General features: G+C 71.9%; 18 protein-coding genes and 2 pseudogenes. 9 read left to right on the top strand and 11 right to left on the bottom strand.

Annotation, left to right across the window (positions count from 1 at the left end; genetic code table 11):
- The first annotated feature begins 160 nt into the window (after positions 1-160).
- On the top strand, positions 161-358 hold the full coding sequence (locus ACEXOX_RS26465; protein WP_406523720.1) for a hypothetical protein: 198 nt from the start codon (positions 161-163) through the stop codon (positions 356-358).
- A 70-nt stretch (positions 359-428) separates the two neighbouring features.
- Here the strand turns inward: ACEXOX_RS26465 and ACEXOX_RS26460 are convergent, their stop codons facing one another.
- The 3 genes from ACEXOX_RS26460 to nth form a co-directional block, all read right to left on the bottom strand.
- Positions 429-1,628, bottom strand: coding sequence for a MarP family serine protease (locus tag ACEXOX_RS26460; RefSeq protein WP_406523719.1), 1,200 nt, complete (start codon positions 1,626-1,628; stop codon positions 429-431).
- A gap of 13 nt (positions 1,629-1,641) precedes the next feature.
- Positions 1,642-2,355, bottom strand: coding sequence for an NUDIX hydrolase (locus tag ACEXOX_RS26455; protein WP_406523718.1), 714 nt, complete (start codon positions 2,353-2,355; stop codon positions 1,642-1,644).
- A gap of 227 nt (positions 2,356-2,582) precedes the next feature.
- On the bottom strand, positions 2,583-3,329 hold the full coding sequence (nth, locus tag ACEXOX_RS26450; protein ID WP_033038927.1) for an endonuclease III: 747 nt from the start codon (positions 3,327-3,329) through the stop codon (positions 2,583-2,585).
- Between the two features lie 595 nt (positions 3,330-3,924).
- On the opposite strand from nth, the gene ACEXOX_RS26445 reads away from it, so the two are divergent.
- Positions 3,925-4,599: a Crp/Fnr family transcriptional regulator gene (locus ACEXOX_RS26445; RefSeq protein WP_003981529.1), complete on the top strand. Its 675-nt coding sequence runs from the start codon at positions 3,925-3,927 to the stop codon at positions 4,597-4,599.
- Positions 4,600-4,681: 82 nt separating this feature from the next.
- Here ACEXOX_RS26445 and ACEXOX_RS26440 read toward each other — a convergent pair whose 3' ends face one another.
- Positions 4,682-4,861: an agmatine deiminase family protein gene (locus ACEXOX_RS26440; RefSeq protein ID WP_406526476.1), complete on the bottom strand. Its 180-nt coding sequence runs from the start codon at positions 4,859-4,861 to the stop codon at positions 4,682-4,684.
- Between the two features lie 113 nt (positions 4,862-4,974).
- Positions 4,975-5,691, bottom strand: a pseudogene (locus ACEXOX_RS26435) (agmatine deiminase family protein); the annotation flags it as partial.
- A 326-nt stretch (positions 5,692-6,017) separates the two neighbouring features.
- Here ACEXOX_RS26435 and ACEXOX_RS26430 point away from each other — a divergent pair.
- Entirely contained in the window at positions 6,018-6,611 is a 594-nt protein-coding gene (locus ACEXOX_RS26430) for a TetR/AcrR family transcriptional regulator (protein WP_406523717.1), read from the top strand.
- A 133-nt stretch (positions 6,612-6,744) separates the two neighbouring features.
- Here ACEXOX_RS26430 and ACEXOX_RS26425 read toward each other — a convergent pair whose 3' ends face one another.
- From ACEXOX_RS26425 to ACEXOX_RS26410, 4 genes are all read right to left on the bottom strand, one after another.
- Positions 6,745-7,581 (bottom strand): MBL fold metallo-hydrolase, encoded by an 837-nt coding sequence (locus ACEXOX_RS26425; RefSeq protein ID WP_406523716.1) that lies wholly within the window; start codon positions 7,579-7,581, stop codon positions 6,745-6,747.
- A complete protein-coding gene (locus ACEXOX_RS26420; RefSeq protein ID WP_406523715.1) occupies positions 7,578-8,516 on the bottom strand; it encodes an NUDIX hydrolase in 939 nt (312 codons plus the stop codon). Before ACEXOX_RS26420 ends, ACEXOX_RS26425 begins: the two co-directional genes overlap by 4 nt.
- A 193-nt stretch (positions 8,517-8,709) precedes the next feature.
- Positions 8,710-9,174 (bottom strand): RidA family protein, encoded by a 465-nt coding sequence (locus tag ACEXOX_RS26415; RefSeq protein ID WP_406523714.1) that lies wholly within the window; start codon positions 9,172-9,174, stop codon positions 8,710-8,712.
- On the bottom strand, positions 9,171-9,332 hold the full coding sequence (locus ACEXOX_RS26410; protein WP_003981536.1) for a DUF4177 domain-containing protein: 162 nt from the start codon (positions 9,330-9,332) through the stop codon (positions 9,171-9,173). The genes ACEXOX_RS26415 and ACEXOX_RS26410 overlap by 4 nt, the downstream gene beginning before the upstream one ends.
- A 151-nt stretch (positions 9,333-9,483) precedes the next feature.
- Between ACEXOX_RS26410 and ACEXOX_RS26405 the strand changes: the two genes are divergently transcribed.
- On the top strand, positions 9,484-10,479 hold the full coding sequence (locus tag ACEXOX_RS26405; RefSeq protein WP_406523713.1) for an ArsA family ATPase: 996 nt from the start codon (positions 9,484-9,486) through the stop codon (positions 10,477-10,479).
- 172 nt (positions 10,480-10,651) lie between these two features.
- The gene (locus ACEXOX_RS26400) at positions 10,652-11,956 is read left to right on the top strand and encodes an ArsA family ATPase (protein ID WP_406526475.1); all 1,305 of its coding nucleotides are present in this window, start codon (positions 10,652-10,654) and stop codon (positions 11,954-11,956) included.
- A 700-nt stretch (positions 11,957-12,656) separates the two neighbouring features.
- Here the strand turns inward: ACEXOX_RS26400 and ACEXOX_RS26395 are convergent.
- Positions 12,657-13,049: a WhiB family transcriptional regulator gene (locus tag ACEXOX_RS26395; protein WP_030022571.1), complete on the bottom strand. Its 393-nt coding sequence runs from the start codon at positions 13,047-13,049 to the stop codon at positions 12,657-12,659.
- Positions 13,050-13,620: 571 nt separating this feature from the next.
- On the opposite strand from ACEXOX_RS26395, the gene ACEXOX_RS26390 reads away from it, so the two are divergent.
- Complete coding sequence (locus ACEXOX_RS26390) at positions 13,621-15,831, top strand: transglycosylase domain-containing protein (RefSeq protein WP_406523712.1); 2,211 nt, start codon at positions 13,621-13,623, stop codon at positions 15,829-15,831.
- A 194-nt stretch (positions 15,832-16,025) separates the two neighbouring features.
- On the opposite strand, the pseudogene ACEXOX_RS26385 reads toward ACEXOX_RS26390, so the two are convergent.
- Positions 16,026-16,489: pseudogene (locus tag ACEXOX_RS26385) on the bottom strand (GatB/YqeY domain-containing protein).
- A gap of 189 nt (positions 16,490-16,678) precedes the next feature.
- Between ACEXOX_RS26385 and ACEXOX_RS26380 the strand changes: the two are divergent.
- The 3 genes from ACEXOX_RS26380 (at position 16,679) to ACEXOX_RS26370 (ending at position 18,568) form a co-directional block, all read left to right on the top strand.
- Positions 16,679-17,617 carry a metallophosphoesterase gene (locus ACEXOX_RS26380; protein ID WP_406523711.1) on the top strand — a complete coding sequence of 313 codons (939 nt, stop codon included), beginning with the start codon at positions 16,679-16,681 and terminating at the stop codon, positions 17,615-17,617.
- A 136-nt stretch (positions 17,618-17,753) separates the two neighbouring features.
- The gene (locus tag ACEXOX_RS26375) at positions 17,754-18,113 is read left to right on the top strand and encodes a hypothetical protein (RefSeq protein WP_406523710.1); all 360 of its coding nucleotides are present in this window, start codon (positions 17,754-17,756) and stop codon (positions 18,111-18,113) included.
- A 26-nt stretch (positions 18,114-18,139) separates the two neighbouring features.
- Positions 18,140-18,568, top strand: a complete 429-nt coding sequence (locus tag ACEXOX_RS26370) for a Pr6Pr family membrane protein (protein WP_406526474.1) — start codon at positions 18,140-18,142, stop codon at positions 18,566-18,568.
- The last annotated feature ends 10 nt before the right edge of the window (positions 18,569-18,578 follow it).

Raw genomic sequence — 18,578 nt, 5'->3', positions numbered from 1 at the left:
CCGGGGGAGCCGGTTACGGGCGCGGCGCGCGGGTCCCGTGGGGCGACACGCCGCATTGATCCGAACGCGCGTATGACGAACAGCCAATTGCCGCCCGCATAGGCCAATTGACGGGCCGCCGGGCGGTTACGGAGCCCGGGGCCCGGGCAGAGTCGTGGGTATGGGCTGGACGCACGACTACCGTGACGTGGCACGCAACCGCCGCAGCAGCGCCGCTGCAGTGGGCACTCAGGAGAGGGGTTCCTCGGACCTTGTGTCCGGTGAGTCTCCCGAGCTCGCCCACCCGCTGGGCATTCCGCGCATCCTGCGCCGCCGGGCGCGCTGGATGACCGCGCGGCTCAAGCATCCACGGACCTGACCCCCGCCGGAGCCCCGGGCCGGGGGCGGCGTCCGCCTCCCCGCCCGGGCCGGACCGGCTCGGCGTCCCGTCACATCGCGCACCCCTGGCTGTCGACCGCCCGCGCGGCGGTACGCCCCTTGGTGATGTCCTCGCGGATCTCGTCGGCGGTCAGCGCGTAGCCGGTGTGGGCGTCGTCCAGGGACTTGGCGAACACCACTCCGTACACCTCGCCGTTCGGCGTGAGCAGCGGGCCGCCGGAGTTGCCCTGCCGGACCGTGGCGTACAGGGAGTACACGTCACGGCCGACCGTGCCGCGGTGGTAGATGTCCGGGCCGTTGGCCTGGATGCGGCTGCGGATACGGGCCGCGCGGACGTCGTAGCCGCCGTTCTCCGGGAAACCGGCGACGATGGCGCCCTTGCCGGTGCTCGCGTCGTCCGCGGCGAAGCGCAGCGCGGGCGCGGGCAGTGACGGCACGTCGAGCACCGCGATGTCGCGCTCCCAGTCGTACAGGACGACCTTCGCGTCGTACGTACGGCCCTCGCCGCCTATCTGGACGGTCGGCTCCTTGACGCCGCCCACCACGTGCGCGTTGGTCATGACCCGGTGCGGCGCGAAGACGAAGCCGCTGCCTTCGAGGACCTTGCCGCAGCTCGGGGCCGTACCGACGACCTTGACGATGCTCTTGCGCGCCTGGGCGGCCACGGGGCTGCTGGCCAGCCTGGGGTCGGGGGCCGGCACCGCGCGGATCGGCTCGTTCGAAAACGGTGTGAAGACCTGCGGGAAGCCGTTCTGCTTGAGGACCGACTGGAAGTCCTGGAACCAGTTGTTCGCCTCTTCCGGCATCACCTGGGTGACACCGAGCAGCACCTTGGAGCTGCGGACCTCCTTGCCGACCGTCGGTATCGAGGTCTGCGCCAGCATGGAGCCCAGGAGCCAGGCGACCAGCAGCATCGCCAGGACGTTGACCAGCGCGCCGCCGGTGGCGTCCAGGGCGCGCGCCGGTGACCAGGTGATGTATCGGCGCAGTTTGTTGCCCAGATGGGTGGTCAGCGCCTGCCCCACGGAGGCGCAGACCACCACGACGGCCACCGCGGCGATCACCGCGTAGGTGCCCGGGGTGGCGTCGTCGGTGACCTGGTTCCAGATCACGGGCAGCACGTAGACCGCGACCAGGCCGCCCCCGAGGAAGCCGGTCACGGACAGGATGCCGACGACGAAGCCTTGGCGGTAGCCGACGACGGCGAACCACACGGCCGCGACCAGCAACACGATGTCCAGCACGTTCACGCCCGCCACCGTCTCACGCGCGCCGGTCGAGCGGGACCTGCTTCGTACGGTCCCACGGCCGCTCCCACCCCGCGTAGTGCAGGATCCGGTCGATCACTCCGGCCGTGAAACCCCAGACCAGCGCGTCCTCGACGAGGAAGGCGGGGCCCACGTGGCCACTGGGGTGGCGGGCCGTCACCCGGTGCGCGGGGTCCGTGAGATCCGCCACGGGAACCGTGAAGACCCGGGCGGTCTCCGCCGCGTCCACCGGCCCCACCGGGCTCGGCTCGCGCCACCAGCCCAGGACGGGCGTGACGACGAAGCCGCTCACGGGGATGTACAGCCGCGGCAGCACGCCGAAGACCTGGACACCGGACGGGTCCAGTCCGGTCTCCTCCCACGCCTCGCGCAGCGCGGCGCGCACCGGCCCCTCCCCCTCCGGATCGCCGTCCTCCGGGTCGAGGGCGCCGCCGGGGAACGAGGGCTGGCCGGCGTGCGAGCGCAGGGTGCCCGCGCGCTCCATGAGCAGCAGCTCAGGGCCGCGGTCGCCGGGCCCGAAGAGGACCAGGACGGCGGACTGCCGGCCGCCGCTCTCGGGCGGCAGGAATCTGCTGAGCTGGTGGGGCTCGATCGTGGCGGCGGCGCGCGAGACCGGCGCCAGCCACTCCGGCAGGCCGTCGGAGCTGACGTCCGCACTGTACGTCCCGTACGCCGCTGTCTTCCCGTACTGCTCCCGTGCGCTCGTCATACGCGCCCCCTCAGGCCCTTGGATCGGTGGGATCGATGGTCATGCGGCCGTGGCCGGTCCTCTTGGGGGTGAGTGCGGCAGCGGCCGGTCCGGTTCCCCTCCGGGATGTGACGCTTCTGTCCCGCGCGGGGCGACAAGGGCCGCACGGGCCGCACGGGCCGAACGGGGGCCGGAAGGCCGACGCCGGGCGCGAGGGGGCCGGGGCCGGGGCCGGGCGCGGGCGGCGCTCAACGGCCCGCCAGCGGCGGCGCGGGCTGTCCCGGGTAGTCAGCCGGGGGCCGCAGCCGCTGGCCCGGCTGACCGCCCATCTCGTACTTGAGCAGCTTCTTCGCCTTCTCCGGGTCCAGCTCGCCCTCGCCGTACGACGGGCAGTCGTGCGCGATGGGGCAGGCGCCGCAGGCGGGCTTGCGGGAGTGGCAGACGCGGCGGCCGTGGAAGACGACGCGGTGCGAGAGCATCGTCCACTCGCTCTTGGGGAAGATCTCGGCGATCTCCGCCTCGACCTTCTCCGGGTCCTGCTGCTCGGTCCAGCGGAAGCGCCGGACCAGCCGGCCGAAGTGGGTGTCGACCGTGATGCCCGGCACGCCGAAGGCGTTGCCCAGCACGACGTTGGCGGTCTTGCGGCCGACGCCCGGCAGCGTCACCAGGTCCTCCAGACGGCCGGGCACCTCACCGTCGAAACGGTCCCGTAGCGCCGTCGAGAGGCCCAGCAGTGACTTCGCCTTGGCACGGAAGAAGCCGGTGGGCCGGATCAGCTCCTCCAGCCGCTCCGGGTCGGCGGCCGCCATGTCCTCCGGGGTGGGGTAAGCGGCGAACAGCGCCGGAGTGGTCTGGTTGACCCGCAGGTCGGTGGTCTGCGCGGACAGCACCGTGGCGCAGAGCAGCTCGAAGGAGTTACGGAAATCCAGCTCGGGGTGGGCGTACGGATACACCTCGGCCAGCTCGCGGTTCATCCGGCGGGCACGGCGCACCATGGCGGTGCGGGACTCGTCCTTGAAGGCGGGGGCGGGGGCGGCTTTGGCGGGAGCGGCCTTGGCGGGAGTCTTGGAGGGCGCCTTCTTGGCGGCGGTCGTCTTCTTCGCGGCGGCCGCCTTGGCGGGGCCTTCGCGGCGACGGTCTTCTTGGCCGCGGTCTTCTTCGCGGAGGCGGTCTTCTCCACCGCAGCGGACTTCTTCACGGCGGTCTTCGCAGTGGTCTTCTTCGCGGCAGAGGTCCCGGTCGCGGCCGTGGCGGCGGACTTCTTCCGTGCCGCTGCCTTGCGTACCTTTTCCTCGGATTTCACCGCTTTCGCGGTTTCGGCGGGCGCCTGTTCGCCCACAGCGGAATCACGGCCCGCGCTCACTCGCTCAGCCCCCTTGTCCTGTGCTCTCACCGGCGTATTGGACACTCGGCCAGACTAAGGCCACCCACTGACATCCGGTCCGATCACCAGTACCCGTGGGTCCAATCGGCCCCCTGCCGTATGGCTTGCGCCACGGGTCCGGCATCCTTGTGATTGATCGCACTGTTTTGCATTCCGGCATGATGGGGACCAAGGTCCCTTTGAGCATGTCGACAAGGAGAGATCTCGTGGACGACGTTCTGCGGCGCGCACCGCTCTTCGCGGCGCTCGACGATGAGCAGGCGGCCGAGCTGCGCGCCTCGATGGGAGAGGTCACGCTCGCCCGCGGCGACGCCCTGTTCCACGAAGGGGACCCGGGCGACCGCCTGTACGTGGTCACCGAGGGCAAGGTGAAGCTGCACCGCACCTCCCCGGACGGGCGGGAGAACATGCTCGCCGTCCTCGGCCCCGGTGAGCTGATCGGCGAGCTCTCCCTGTTCGACCCGGGCCCGCGTACCGCCACCGCCACCGCACTGACCGAGGTCAAGCTGCTGGGCCTGGGCCACGGCGACCTCCAGCCCTGGCTGAACGCCCGCCCGGAGGTCGCCACGGCGCTGCTGCGCGCCGTCGCGCGCCGCCTGCGCAAGACCAACGACCAGATGTCCGACCTGGTCTTCTCCGACGTTCCGGGCCGTGTCGCCCGGGCGCTCCTGGACCTGTCGCGCCGCTTCGGCGTGCAGTCCGAGGAGGGCATCCACGTCGTGCACGACCTCACGCAGGAGGAGCTGGCCCAGCTGGTCGGCGCCTCGCGCGAGACGGTCAACAAGGCCCTCGCGGACTTCGCGGGCCGCGGCTGGCTGCGCCTGGAGGCGCGCGCGGTGATCCTGCTGGACGTGGAGCGCCTGGCGAAGCGTTCGCGCTGACGCCCGCCGCCGTCACGGCATCGCAAGGTCCCGCTCCCCCGGGGGAGCGGGACCTTTTCGCGTGAAACCGTCCGGACAGGCCCTACGGCACCCGCGGCAGCTGCTGCGTGGCGCAGTGGATACCGCCCCCGCCCTCGCCGACCGCGTCGATCGCGACCTGCCGGATGTCGCGGCCGGGGTGCAGGTCGCGCAGCACCCCGGCGGCCCGGTCGTCGGCCCGGCGGTCGCCGAAGCGCGGGAGCACCACGACGTCGTTCGCCACGTAGTAGTTGAGGTACGAGGCGAGGAACTGCTCCCCCGGTCGCCGATCGCGTACGGGTCGGGCTCCGCGACCTCGACGATCTCCAGCCGCCTGCCCCGGGCGTCCCGTGCCTTCGCCAGGACACCACGGGCCTGCTCGTACACCCGCGTCCAGACGTCCGGGCCGTCCCCCTTCCAGGGGCGGTTCAGGGCGACGACGCCCGGCTCCACGAAGCGCGCGACGGTGTCGATGTGGCAGTCGGTGATGTCCTCGCCGCGCACCCCCGCGATCCAGATCACCCGGGTCACGCCCAGTACCCGCTTCAGCTCCCGTTCGATGTCGTCCCGCGTCCTGCCGGGGTTGCGGTTGGCGTTGACCAGCGAGCTTTCGGCGGCGAGCAGCGTGCCCTCGCCGTCGACCTCCAGGGAGCCGCCCTCGGCCGTGATCCCGGCGTCGGTACGGGCCGTCTTCGTCCGCTCCAGCAGCGTCCGGGCGACCTTGGCGTCGCGCGGGTGGCGCTGCTTGCCGCCCCAGCCGTTGAAGTGCAGGTCGACGCCCTCGCGGGCGGGTCCCGGAGACGCGTCCGGCCGGGTCACGAAGACCGGCCCGGTGTCCCGTATCCACAGGTCGTCGACCGGGATCGGCAGGATCTCCACCGCCGAGCCGCACGCGCGGCGCGCCCGCGTCTGCTCCGCCGGTCCGGCCAGCAGCACGACCGGCTCGTATGCGGCGACAGTACGGGCGAGCCGGGCGATGTCGCGCTGTACGGCGGGGGCCCGCTCGCCCCAGAGGGAGTCGGCCGGCGGCCAGGCGAGGTACGTCGCGGCGTGCGGTCGCCATTCGGCGGGCATCCGGGCGGGGACGGACGCGGCGACGGGTGCGGCAGACCCGTCGGACCCGGCGGGCCCGTCGGGCCGGGGTGCCCACGCGGCGTACGCGAGTCCCGTACCCGCCGCCAGCGCTCCCAAGCCGCCGAGGCCGAGCAGCCCGCGGCGTGACAGATGACGTCGAGGTCGGTTCATGACCGGATGCGTTCCTTTCCGGGCCGCCCATCGGTGCCGGACGCTCCCCATTTCCTGACTGAAAATTCAGTCAGGTTCGTGTGCCGAACGTAGCACCGGCAAGAAGCGATGGCGACCGGTTACCGATGCACGGGCACCGAGTACGGTGGGTGACTGTGTCCGAGCGCCGACTGCAGATCCTGGAAGCCGCGACCCGCACCATCGCGCGGAGCGGCGTACGCGGCCTGCGGGTGGAGGAGATCGCGGCCGCGGCCGGTGTCTCCACCGGGCTGATCTACTACCACTTCGGCGGCCGGGCCGAGCTGCTCCGCCGCACCCTGGACTTCATCGGCGAACGCGCCGAACGCTGCACGGCGCCGGACCCGGAGACCGTCCGTACGGCAGGCCCGCGCGCGCAGTTGGAGGAGATGCTGCTGCGCGAGCTCCAGGACACCCCGGAGCTGGTGGAGAACAGCACCGCCTGGGGCGAGTTCCAGTCCAGCGCCGTCTTCGACGCCGGGCTGCGGGAGCAGTTGCGCGAGGCGACCCGGCAGTGGACTGACGATGTGGCCGACCTCGTACGGGAGGCACAGGCCGCCGGTACGGCCGACCCGAACGCCCCGGTGGCCGACGTCGCCGAGCGGCTGACCGCGCTCGTGGAAGGGCTCAGCACCCGCTGGCTCAGCGGCTCGATCCCCTTGGAGCGAGCCCGCGAGCTGCTGCGCGGCGGCATCGAACGCGAACTGGGCCCGGCGGCGGAAGAGGACTGAGGGCAGGGCGGCGCCCTTGGCAGCCTGTGTTCGGCCCTTGGAGCAGCCTTGGCCGCCCCCTGGACCAGCCCTTGGGCCAGCCCCGGGGCCAGCCCTTGGTCGCCTCCTGGACCAGCCCTTGGCCGGCCCGCGATCAGCCCTCGATCAGCCCGTGCTCCCCGAGATAGTCCAGCTGCGCCCGTACGGACAGCTCGGCCGCGGGCCACAGCATGCGGTCCACGTCCGCGTACACGCTCGCGACGACCTCCGAAGGCGTGCGGTACCCCGCCTCGACCGCCGTCTCGACCTGGGCCAGCCGGTTGGCCCGGTGCGCCAGGTAGAACTCGATCGCGCCCTGGGCATCGCTCAGTACGGGCCCGTGGCCGGGGAGGACGGTCGTGACGCCGTCGTCGACGGTCAGGGACCGCAGCCGCCGCAGCGAGTCCAGGTAGTCGCCCAGACGGCCGTCCGGATGCGCGACGACGGTGGTCCCGCGCCCCAGGATCGAGTCGCCGGTCAGCACGGCGGCGTCGGCCGGGAGGTGGAAGGAGAGCGAGTCGGCGGTGTGCCCGGGGGTCGGTACGACCCGCAGCTCCAGGCCGCCGGTGGTGATCACGTCCCCGGCGGCCAGCCCCTCGTCCCCCAGGCGCAGCGCCGGGTCCAGGGCCCGTACCGGGGAGCCGGTCAGCTCGGCGAAGCGCTCCGCGCCCTCGGCGTGGTCCGGGTGACCGTGCGTCAGCAGCGTCAGGGCGACCCGCTTCCCGGCCTGCTCGGCGGCTTCCACGACCGCCCTGAGGTGGGTCTCGTCCAGCGGGCCCGGGTCGATGACGACCGCCACGTCGGCGTCCGGCTCGGCGACGATCCAGGTGTTGGTGCCGTCCAGGGTCATCGGGGACGGGTTCGGGGCGAGCACGCACCGGGTGCGGTCGGTGGCGGGTCCGGCGATGTCCCCTCCGCGGGGCCGGCCGGGCAGGGCGGCTGCGTACGTCATGCGGTGGACTCTCCCGTGGTGGTGGGCGGTGCGGTGGCCGGGCTCCCGGTCGCGGGCGGCGCGACCGGGGTGAGGTGCTTGGTGAACTCCTCGTGCCCCGGCCAGCTCAGGACGATCTCACCGTCCTTCAGCTCCGCCCGCGCGAGGACCGGCGTCAGGTCCCGGCCGCCGGCCGCCGCGAGGGCCTCGGCGGCCGTCCCGTACGCCGTCAGGCCGCGCAGCGTCGAGATCGTCGGCGGCATCATCAGCAGCTCGCCGCGGTCGTAGCCGGCGGCGGCCTCGGCGGGACGGATCCACACCGTACGGTCGGCCTCCGTGGAGACGTTCCGGGTGCGCTGGCCCTCGGGCAGCGCCGCCACGAAGAACCAGGTGTCGTAGCGGCGGGGCTCGAACTCCGGGGTGATCCAGCGGGCCCACGCCCCCAGGAGGTCGCTGCGCAGGACCAGACCGCGGCGGTCCAGGAAGTCCGCGAAGGACAGTTCGTGGGCGACCAGCGCCGCGCGGTCCGCGTCCCAGTCGTCACCGGTGGTGTCGGCGACCACGGTCCCGGCGGAGGTGCCGGCGAGCAGCACACCCGCCTCCTCGAAGGTCTCCCGGACGGCCGCGCAGACCACGGCCTGCGCCGCGGCCTCCTCGCCCGCCCCGAAGCCGAGCCGCCCGGCCCACTCGGCGAGCGAAGGCCCGGCCCAGGCCACCGGCCGCTCGTCGCGCGGATCGACGGACCCGCCCGGGTAGGCGTACGCGCCTCCGGCGAAGGCCATGGAGGTACGTCTGCGCAGCATGTGGACGGCGGGACCGCCCGCGCCGGTGTCCCGCAGCAGCAGAACGGTCGCGGCCCGGCGCGGCGCCGCCGGGGTCAGCTCGCCGTGCGCGAGGGCCCGGATGCGGGCCGGCCATTCCGGCGGATACCACTGGCCATTGGGGGTCGACGACATGGCCGGATGCTATGCGCTGGCGCGCGGATGTTCGAGGGGGCGCTTCTTCGGGGGCTGCGCGCGGGGGTTGGTCGTGGGGTGCGGGTGAGGGGTGCTGGGTACGGGGACGCGGGTACGGAAACGGGGCGGGCCCGGTTCCCCGGCCCCGCCCCGTCGTATCCGGTCACATCCGGTCGTACGCGGTCGCCCGACGTCAGTCCGCGACCTCGACCTGCATCTCGACCTCGACCGGCGCGTCGATCGGCAGTACGGCCACGCCGACCGCGGAACGGGCGTGCACGCCCTTGTCGCCCAGCACCTCGCCCAGCAGCTCGCTGGCGCCGTTGATGACGCCGGGCTGGCCGGTGAAGCCGGGGGCCGAGGCGACGAAGCCGACGACCTTGACGACCCGCACGATCTTGTCGAGGTCGCCGATGACGGACTTCACGGCGGCCAGCGCGTTCAGCGCGCAGGTCGCGGCCAGTTCCTTGGCCTGCTCGGGGCCGACCTCGGCGCCCACCTTGCCGGTGGCCGGCAGCGCGCCGTCCACCATCGGCAGCTGGCCCGAGGTGTGGACGTACGCGCCCGAGCGCACCGCGGGCTGGTACGCCGCCAGCGGCGGCACGACCTGCGGCAGCTTCAGGCCCAGCTCGGCGAGCCTGTCCTCCACCGCGCTCATGCCTGCTTCTCCCGCTTCAGGTAGGCCACCAGCTGCTCGGGGTTGTTCGGCCCCGGCACGACCTGGACCAGCTCCCAGCCGTCCTCGCCCCAGGTGTCCAGAATCTGCTTGGTCGCGTGTACGAGCAGCGGCACGGTCACGTATTCCCACTTGGTCATGGGGCCGAGCGTAATGCCTGTCCCGACGGCGCGCGGACGCGGCGGTGCCGCCCGGACGCGCGGCCGGTCCGCGCCCGTCGCACGCCCCCGGCGCACAACCCGACGCCGGTCCCGTGCGTAGCCCGCCACCGGACTGGTTAGGCTCCTTGGCGTGAGCAGGCTCCATGTCGTCAGCGGCAAGGGCGGTACCGGCAAGACCACGGTCGCCGCTGCCCTCGCCCTCGCCCTGGCCACCGAGGGACGCCGTACCCTCCTGGTCGAGGTCGAGGGCCGGCAGGGCATTGCCCAGGTGTTCGAGACCGAGGCGCTCCCGTACGAGGAGCGCAAGATCGCGGTGGCCCCCGGGCCCGACGGAGGAGGTGTGTACGCCCTCGCCATCGACGCCGAGCGGGCGCTCCTGGACTACCTCCAGATGTTCTACAGACTCGGCGGCGCGGGCCGCGCCCTGAAGAAGCTCGGCGCGATCGACTTCGCCACGACCATCGCCCCCGGCCTGCGGGACGTCCTGCTGACCGGCAAGGCGTGCGAGGCGGTGCGCCGCAAGGACAAGCGCGGACGGTTCGTCTACGACGCCGTCGTGATGGACGCCCCGCCCACCGGCCGCATCACCCGCTTCCTGAACGTCAACGACGAGGTCGCGGGCCTGGCCAAGATAGGTCCGATCCACAACCAGGCGCAGGCCGTGATGCGGGTCCTGAAGTCGCCCGAGACGGCGGTCCACCTGGTGACCCTGCTGGAGGAGATGCCCGTCCAGGAGACCGTGGACGGCATCGCCGAGCTGCGCGCCGCCGGACTGCCGGTGGGCGGCGTCGTGATCAACATGACCCGGCCCGAGGTGCTGGACACCGGCGAGGTCGACATCGCCGCCAACGGGGCACGCAGGGGCATCGCCGAGGCGCTGGCCGAGGCGGGCCTGCGCGGCGGCCGCCGCGGCGCGGCCGGTGTGAAGTGGGCCGACGGGCTCATCGACCCCCTCCTGGCAGAGGCCCGCGAGCACGCGCAGCGCGTCGACCTGGAGCGGGCCGAGCACGCCGAGCTGGCCGGTCTCGACCTGCCGACCTACGAGCTGGAGCTGCTCCCCGAGGGAGTGGACCTCGCCGGGCTGTACCGGCTCGCGCGAGACCTGCGGAAACAGGGGCCGATATGACCGCGGACGCAAGCCTCCCGGACGACCGCGCCGCGGGTGACGGCACTCCGGACGCCGCCACCCCGGATGCCGCCGTTACGGATGTCATCCCCCCGGGCGCCGGTGCCGCGTCGTCCCGGCACACCGCACCGCCCGCCTCCGGGCGCGGCGCGCTGCACTCCCCGCCGCCCACCTGGAAGTCGACCCGCTGCTCGACGACCCGCGCACCCGCATCGTCGTGTGCTGCGGCTCCGGCGGCGTCGGCAAGACCACGACCGCCGCGGCCCTCGGCGTACGCGCCGCCGAGCGCGGCCGCAAGGCCGTCGTGCTGACCATCGACCCGGCCCGCCGGCTGGCGCAGTCGATGGGCATCTCGGAACTGGACAACGTGCCGCGCCGGGTCAAGGGCATCGACGAGAGCGCGGGCGGCGAGCTGCACGCCATGATGCTGGACATGAAGCGCACCTTCGACGAGATCGTCGAGGCGCACGCGGACGCCGAACGGGCCCGCGCCATCCTGGACAACCCCTTCTACCAGTCCCTGTCGGCCGGTTTCGCGGGCACGCAGGAGTACATGGCCATGGAGAAGCTGGGCCAGCTGCGCTCCCGTGACGCCTGGGACCTGATCATCGTCGACACCCCGCCCAGCCGGTCCGCGCTCGACTTCCTGGACGCGCCCAAGCGGCTCGGGTCGTTCCTGGACGGCAAGTTCATCCGGGTGCTGATGGCGCCCGCGAAGGCCGGCGGGCGGGCCGGCATGAAGTTCCTCAATGTCGGTATGTCGATGATGACCGGCACCCTCAGCAAGATCATGGGCGGTCAACTGCTGCGTGACGTGCAGACGTTCGCCGCCGCCATGGACACCATGTTCGGCGGCTTCCGTACACGCGCGGACGCGACGTACCGGCTGCTCCAGGCACCCGGCACCGCGTTCCTCGTCGTGGCGGCGCCGGAGCGGGACGCACTGCGCGAGGCCGCGTACTTCGTCGAACGGCTGGCCGCCGAGCAGATGCCGCTGGCGGGGCTGGTCCTGAACCGGGTGCACGGCAGCGGCGCCGCCCAGCTCGGCGCGGAACGGGCGCTGGCCGCCGCCGAGGCCCTGGCGGACCGGGACCGGGCCGCCGCCGAGGAGCAGGCCGGCGACCGGTCCGAAAATCTTGGCGGCGACGGCATTGTGGATCTAGCGGGCGGGAAGGCTGATTCTCGTACCGCCGACGGCCACTCCCCCGCCGCGGCGGACCCACGGACGACGGACGACACCCCATCGGCAGCGCGGCTCGCTGCCGGCCTGCTGCGGTTGCACGCCGAGCGGATGCACGTACTCGCACGCGAACGGCGAACGCGCGACCGCTTCACCGCACTGCATCCCGAAGTCCCGGTCACGGAGATCGCCGCGCTTCCCGGCGACGTCCACGACCTGGCCGGGCTGCGCGCGATCGGCGACCGCCTCGCCGCCCGGGAACGGACGGACGACGACACCCGGCAGACCGAGGACTGACCGGAGGGCTGGTCAAAGAACCGGTCGGAGAACTGGTCGGAGAACTGGTCAAAAAAGGGGCCGGAGAAGTGGCCTGAAAACTCATCAGGAGACTGGTCAGAGGGCTGGCCAGCAGGCTGCTCGGAGAACCGATCAGCGGGCTGACCAAGGGCCTTCCGGGCAAGACCCGACCGCGGCGCGCCCCTGCCACCGCCCTGCCACAGCCCTGATACGGCCCTGTACGGGCCCCAAGAGGCCCCGGGGGAGCGGGACCAAGGGACTTCACCCAGGAGCGGCGGAAACAGCGGACTGCACCGGACTCAGCGGACACGGCGGTCTCAGCGGCGAACGCAGACAACCCGAGCAACGATCCCAGCGTCTGTAGCGCCACCCGGCGCCGACGGCTTGCACGCGCGCTCGCGCCTTCCCGGTGCCGAGGCGCCGAGTCGTCCCGCGCCGGCGCATCCGTACGGCCACGCCCACGCGCCGGGCATGCCCGTGCACCAGGACGACCACCGCCGTCAGGACCGCGCACCGATCACGACCACGCGCTGGTCACGACCGCACAGCGATCCCGGCCGCACAGCAACCACGCCCGCACAGCAACCACGCCCGCACAGCAACCACGCCCGCACAGCGATCACGCCCGTACGCCGACCGTTCCGGACCATGCCGAATACACCCATGGACCAACCGGCCCACAGCAGACGGCTACCGACGCCTAGCCGACTGCGGCGTAGTCGTCGTACGTACCGTCGTAGCGGTTGCCGTACGCGTTGTCGTAGGTGTTCTCGTACGTCTCGTCGTCCTCACAGTCCACGGGCAGGATGCCGGTGCTGCGCTCGTATTCCGTACGCGCTGTCTCCAGCAACCGACGCCACGAGGTGACGGTCGGGCGGCGGCGCAGCAGCGCCCTCCGCTCGCGTTCGGTCATGCCGCCCCAGACTCCGAACTCCACGCGGTTGTCCAGGGCGTCGGCCAGGCACTCCGTCCGCACCGGGCATCCGGTGCAGACCGCCTTGGCCCGGTTCTGGGCCGCGCCCTGAACGAACAGCTCGTCCGGATCGGTGGTGCGGCAGGCTGCCTGTGTACTCCAGTCGGTTACCCAGCTCATGCTGGCGCCGTCCTCTCCCGAATCGAGGCTCCCCCACGGCGGCAAGCGGCATATTCACCGTTGCCAGTTGAGGACGTTACGGAAGGCGAGCAGGGCGCAACACCCCCTTCGGGCCCAATCTTGAATGGCCCGAACGGACTATGCGTATGCGGCAGATCACCCAACGGAGTGAGCCGGTGGCATACGCCACGTTCCCGGCAGCGTGGGGCAGTTCACCACTGCCACACCGGGTGCACGGCGACATATGCGGACGTACGGGGCGCCAAGCGCACACGAAGGCGGGGTTGACGGACCGACGTGATCCCTCTGCGGCCGCCGGACGGGATCAGGTTAAACGAACAGATGCGCCCCTGTCCGGCGTTTGAGGACGGAGCCACCTCGTGAAGTCGCACCGGCCGGTCGTCACCTGCGTCACTGCGGTCACACCACCGCCACCACGGCCACCGCGCCCGGCTCGGGCGCCGGGCCGTTCGGGACCGCGCGCCCCGGCGCACGGACGTCCCGATAGCCGGACGTCCCGACCCAGCACCGCTCCCTCGGGCCGCCGCACACGAGGGCTTAGGCTGCCCTCATGGGTAAGAAGCGCGACGGCGGGGGTCTGACCAAGACCCAGCAGGCCGCTAAATTCCTGGGTGTCAGCGTCCTGGCCGGAGCGGTGCTGGCGGGCCTGGCCCTCCCCGCGGCCGGCGCGCTGGGCCTCGCGGCGAAGGGATCGGTCGAAGGATTCGACGAGATCCCCGCCAATCTGAAGACTCCACCGCTGAGCCAGCGGACCACCATCCTCGACGCGGACGGCGGCGAGATCGCCAAGGTCTACTCGCGCGACCGCACCGTGGTCGACCTCAAGGACATGTCGCCGTACGTCCAGAAGGCGATCGTCGCCATCGAGGACGCGCGTTTCTACCAGCACGGCGCGATCGACCTGAAGGGCATCCTGCGCGCGGTCAACAAGAACGCGCGGTCCGGCGGCGTCTCCGAGGGCGCCTCGACGCTGACGCAGCAATACGTGAAGAACGTCTTCATCGAGGAGGCCGGCGACGACCCGGACAAGGTCGCCCAGGCCACCCAGCAGACCATCGGCCGCAAGGTCAAGGAGCTGAAGTACGCGATCCAGGTCGAGGAGGAACTGGGCAAGCAGAAGATCCTGCAGAACTACCTGAACATCACCTTCTTCGGGCAGCAGGCGTACGGCGTCGAGGCCGCCTCCCAGCGGTATTTCAGCAAGCACGCCAAGGACCTGACCCTGGACGAGTCCGCGCTGCTGGCGGGCATCGTGCAGTCGCCGAGCCGGTACGACCCGGTGAACGACCCGAAGGAGGCGCAGCGCCGCCGTAACACCGTGCTGCAGCGGATGGCCGACACGAAGGCCGTCACGCAGGCCGAGGCCGAGGCCGCCGCCAAGAAGCCGATCAAGCTGAAGGTCAGCCGCCCCAAGAACGGCTGCATCACGGCTGGTTCGGGCGCCGGGTTCTTCTGCGACTACGTACGCGAGGTGTTGCTGAACGACCAGGCCTTCGGCAAGACCCGCAAGGAACGCAGCAAGCGCTGGAACCAGGGCGGTCTGACGATCCGTACGACGCTCGACCCGCAGACCCAGCGGTCGATCCAGTCGGCCGTCACCAGCCAGGTCTACGCCGACGACCCGGTCGCCACCGCGGCGACGATCGTCCAGCCCGGCACCGGAAAGATCCTGGGCATGGGCCAGTCACGTCCGTACGGCTTCGGTCAGAACCAGACCCAGATGAATCTGTCCGTCGACCAGAAGATGGGCGGCGGCGCGGGCTACCAGCCCGGTTCCACGTTCAAGCCGGTGATCGCGGCGGCGGCCCTGGAGGCCGGCAAGGGCCCGGACCAGTCGTACTCCTCGCCGTACAAGATGCAGTACCCGAGCCCGGTCCCGACCTGCACCGGGCAGTGGACGGGCAACGACCCGGTCTCGAACGAGAACACCTCCGAGGTCGGCCCGTACAGCATGAAGGAGGCGACCGCGAAGTCGGTCAACACCTACTTCGTCCAGCTGATCAGCGACATCGGGATCTGCCCGGTGACCAAGATGGCCGACAAGATGGGCATCAAACGCTCCAACGGCAATCCGGTGGAGCAGAGCCCCGCCATCGCGCTGGGCTCCCCCGAGGTGTCCCCGCTGACCATGGCCAACGCCTACGCGACCTTCGCCAACGAGGGCGTCCACTGCTCCCCGGTGGCCATCGAGTCGATCACCGACGCGACCGGCAAGGCGCTGACCGTACCGAAGACCAGCTGCCACCGCGCGATGTCCCAGCAGACCGCCAAGACCATCAACGCGCTGCTCAAGGGCGTCGTCGAGGACGGCACCGGCCGGCAGGCCGGCCTCCAGGGCCGGGACAGCGCGGGCAAGACCGGCACCACCGACAGCCGGTACGCGGCCTGGTTCACCGGCTACACCCCGAACATGGCCGGCGCGGTGTGGGTGGGTGACCCGGCTCACAAGCGGCGGATGTTCGACATCACCATCGGCGGCACCTTCCACGACAAGGTGTACGGCGCGGACACCCCGGGCCCGATCTGGCGCGAGGCGATGTCGGGCGCGCTGTCCGGCAAGCCCGCGCCGTCCCTGCCCACCGTCCCGCTCGGCGACTCCGACAAGAGCGACGGCAAGGGCGGCGGAGGCGGCGGCCGCCACGACCGGCCCGGCGGCGGAGGCGGCCACGGTGGCGGAGGCGGCCACGGCGGGGGACGGGGCGACGGCAAGCCGGGCGGCGGCTGGCACATTCCCGGGTTCCCGGGGCTGTTCGGGGGCTGAGGCAGGTCAGACCGCTGAGGCGGCGATCAGGAAAGACGTAAGCGCAGGACGTACGGAAGGGGCGCTCCCACCAAGTGGTGGGAGCGCCCCTTCCGTACACCGGCTGGCAGGGAGCAGCGATCCAACGGCCTACACCGCCTGCACCCCCCGCATCGCCTCCCCGCCCCGCTTCCCCGCTCCCCCGCTTCCTCTCCTCAGCCCGCGAGCAGCTTCTTGACCACCGCGGCCACCCGGCCGCCCTCGGCCCGGCCCGCGATCTTCGGATTCACGATCTTCATGACGGCGCCCATGGCCCGCGGCCCCTCGGCGCCGCCCCCTTGGCCTCCGCGACGGCCGCGGCGACGATGTTCTCCAGCTCCTCGTCCGAGAGCGGCTTCGGCAGGTACTCCGCGAGCACCTCGCCCTCCGCGCGCTCCCGCTCCGCCGACTCGGCGCGGCCGCCCTTGTCGAACGCCTCGGCCGCCTCCCGGCGCTTCTTCGCCTCCCGCGCGATGATCTTCTCGACCTCGGCGTCCGACAGCTCGCGCGCCTCGGTGCCCGCGACCTCCTCCTTCTGGACGGCGGTCAGGGTGAGACGGAGGGTGGAAGAGCGCAGCTCGTCACGGGCCTTGATGGCCGTGGTGAGGTCGTCCTGCAGCTTCGACTTGAGCGTGGTCATGACGTCGAGTATGCCCGTACGCGGCGTCCCGCGCCCCACCAATACGTTCCGGTGCACGGATGTGACGTACCGGAGAGCGGATGTCGGGTATCGGACGGCGGGTATCGGACGGCGGGCGTGAAGCACCGGAGGACGGGGCAGAACCTACCGATGGGCGATTCCCCCGCTCGCTCTGCCACGATGGGAATCATGCGCGCCCGTTACGGAGTCCCCCTGTCCCTCGCCGCGGCCGGAGCCGCGGGCCTGGTCTACGCCGCCGGATTCGAAGTCCGCTCCTTCAGACTGCGCCGGGTCACCGTGCCCGTACTGCCGCCCGGGATGCGGCCGTTGCGCGTCCTCCAGGTCTCCGACATCCACATGGTCAGCGGCCAGCGCAAGAAACAGCGCTGGCTCCAGTCGCTGGCCGGACTGCGCCCCGACTTCGTCATCAACACCGGCGACAACCTCTCCGACCCCGAGGGCGTCCCGGAGGTGCTGGACGCGCTCGGTCCGCTCATGGAGTTCCCGGGCGCGTACGTCTTCGGCTCCAACGACTACTACGGTCCCAAGCCGCGCAACCCTGCCCGCTACCTGCTCGAAAAAGCACAGAAGCGGCACGGCCTGAACGGCAACCCGCCCGTCGTCGGCGCCATCCACAACCCCTGGGAAGACCTGCGCGACGCCTTCGACACGGCCGGCTGGGTCAACCTCTCCAACACCCGCGGCAGCCTGAAGCTCGACGGCTCGGCCGGCGGCTTCGAGATCGCCCTGACCGGTCTGGACGACCCGCACATCAAGCGGGACCGCTACGCCCAGGTCGCCGGCGGCCCTGAACCGGGCGCCGACCTCTCCCTGGCCGTCGTTCACGCGCCCTACCTGCGCACCCTCGACGCCTTCGCCGCCGACGGCTACCCGCTGATCCTGGCCGGCCACACCCACGGCGGCCAGCTCTGCATCCCCTTCTACGGGGCCCTGGTCACCAACTGCGACATCGACACCGAGCGGGTCAAGGGCCTGTCCACCCACACCGCGGCCGGCCACACCTCCTTCCTCCACGTCTCCGCGGGCTGCGGCACCAACCGCTACACCCCGGTCCGCTTCGCCTGCCCTCCCGAGGCGACGCTGCTGACGCTGACGGCACGGGACTAGAACCGGAGACCACGGGCGGGACCTGACCCCGTACGGCCAGGAGCAGGCCCGAGAGCCCACCCGCCCCTCCACCCCTCCTCCCCCGAATTCGCACACACCCTCCGCATCACCCCCCACTCCCGTCTAGCGTGGGGGGATGATCGACCCCACCAGCGCACGCGTCCCGAGCTCCCGTCCGCCGCAGGCCACCTCGCACGCCTCCACCCGGTACGCCCGGGGAGCGGCAGCCGCCTCGGCCCACACCCCGGCCTCCGCCGTCGTCCCCCCGGTCCGGCGCCCGCTGGCCGCCGCGTTCCGCCTGCTGATCGCCCTGGCCGCGCTGACCGGCCTCGTCCTGGACATCGCGATCTCCCCGGACCTGGGCCGCCTCTTCAGCTACTTCACGGTCCAGACGAACATCGCGGTGGCCGTCTTCTTCGCCTGGTCCGCCTACCGCGCCTGGGCCGCCCGCCCCCGATCTCCGCGCGCATCAGCGGCGGCGTCCTCCTCTTCATAGCCATCACCGGTCTCGTCTACCACTTGGTGCTCACCAACGACTCCAGCAGCTTCTCCATGACCGGCACCCCGGAACACGACACCGTCCGCACCGTCTCCACCCACCTCCTGCACACCGTCACCCCCATCGGCGCCGCCCTCGACTGGCTCCTGCTCACCGCCCCCCGCGGCTTCCGCTGGCGCTACGCCGCCCAGTGGCTGGCCTACCCCTTCCTCTACCTCCCCTTCGCCCTCATCCGCGGCGCCCTCCTCGCCCCGGGCACCGAGGGCCGCTACCCGTACCCCTTCCTCGACGTCGACCTCCACGGCTACGCAGGCATCGCCCTGAACACCCTCGTCTTCGGTTCCGCCTTCTACGCCCTCGCCCTGATCCTCATCGCGATCGACCAGGTCAGGCCCCAGCCCCGGCGCCCGGAGAACCGGATTTCACCTTCGGGGATCGGTCCGCTAAAGTAGAGCTCGTTGC

Origin of the sequence: Streptomyces sp. Ac-502, from assembly GCF_045222935.1 — a bacterium.
GTDB lineage: Bacteria > Actinomycetota > Actinomycetes > Streptomycetales > Streptomycetaceae > Streptomyces > Streptomyces monomycini.
This window is presented reverse-complemented; position numbering and strand designations above follow the sequence as displayed.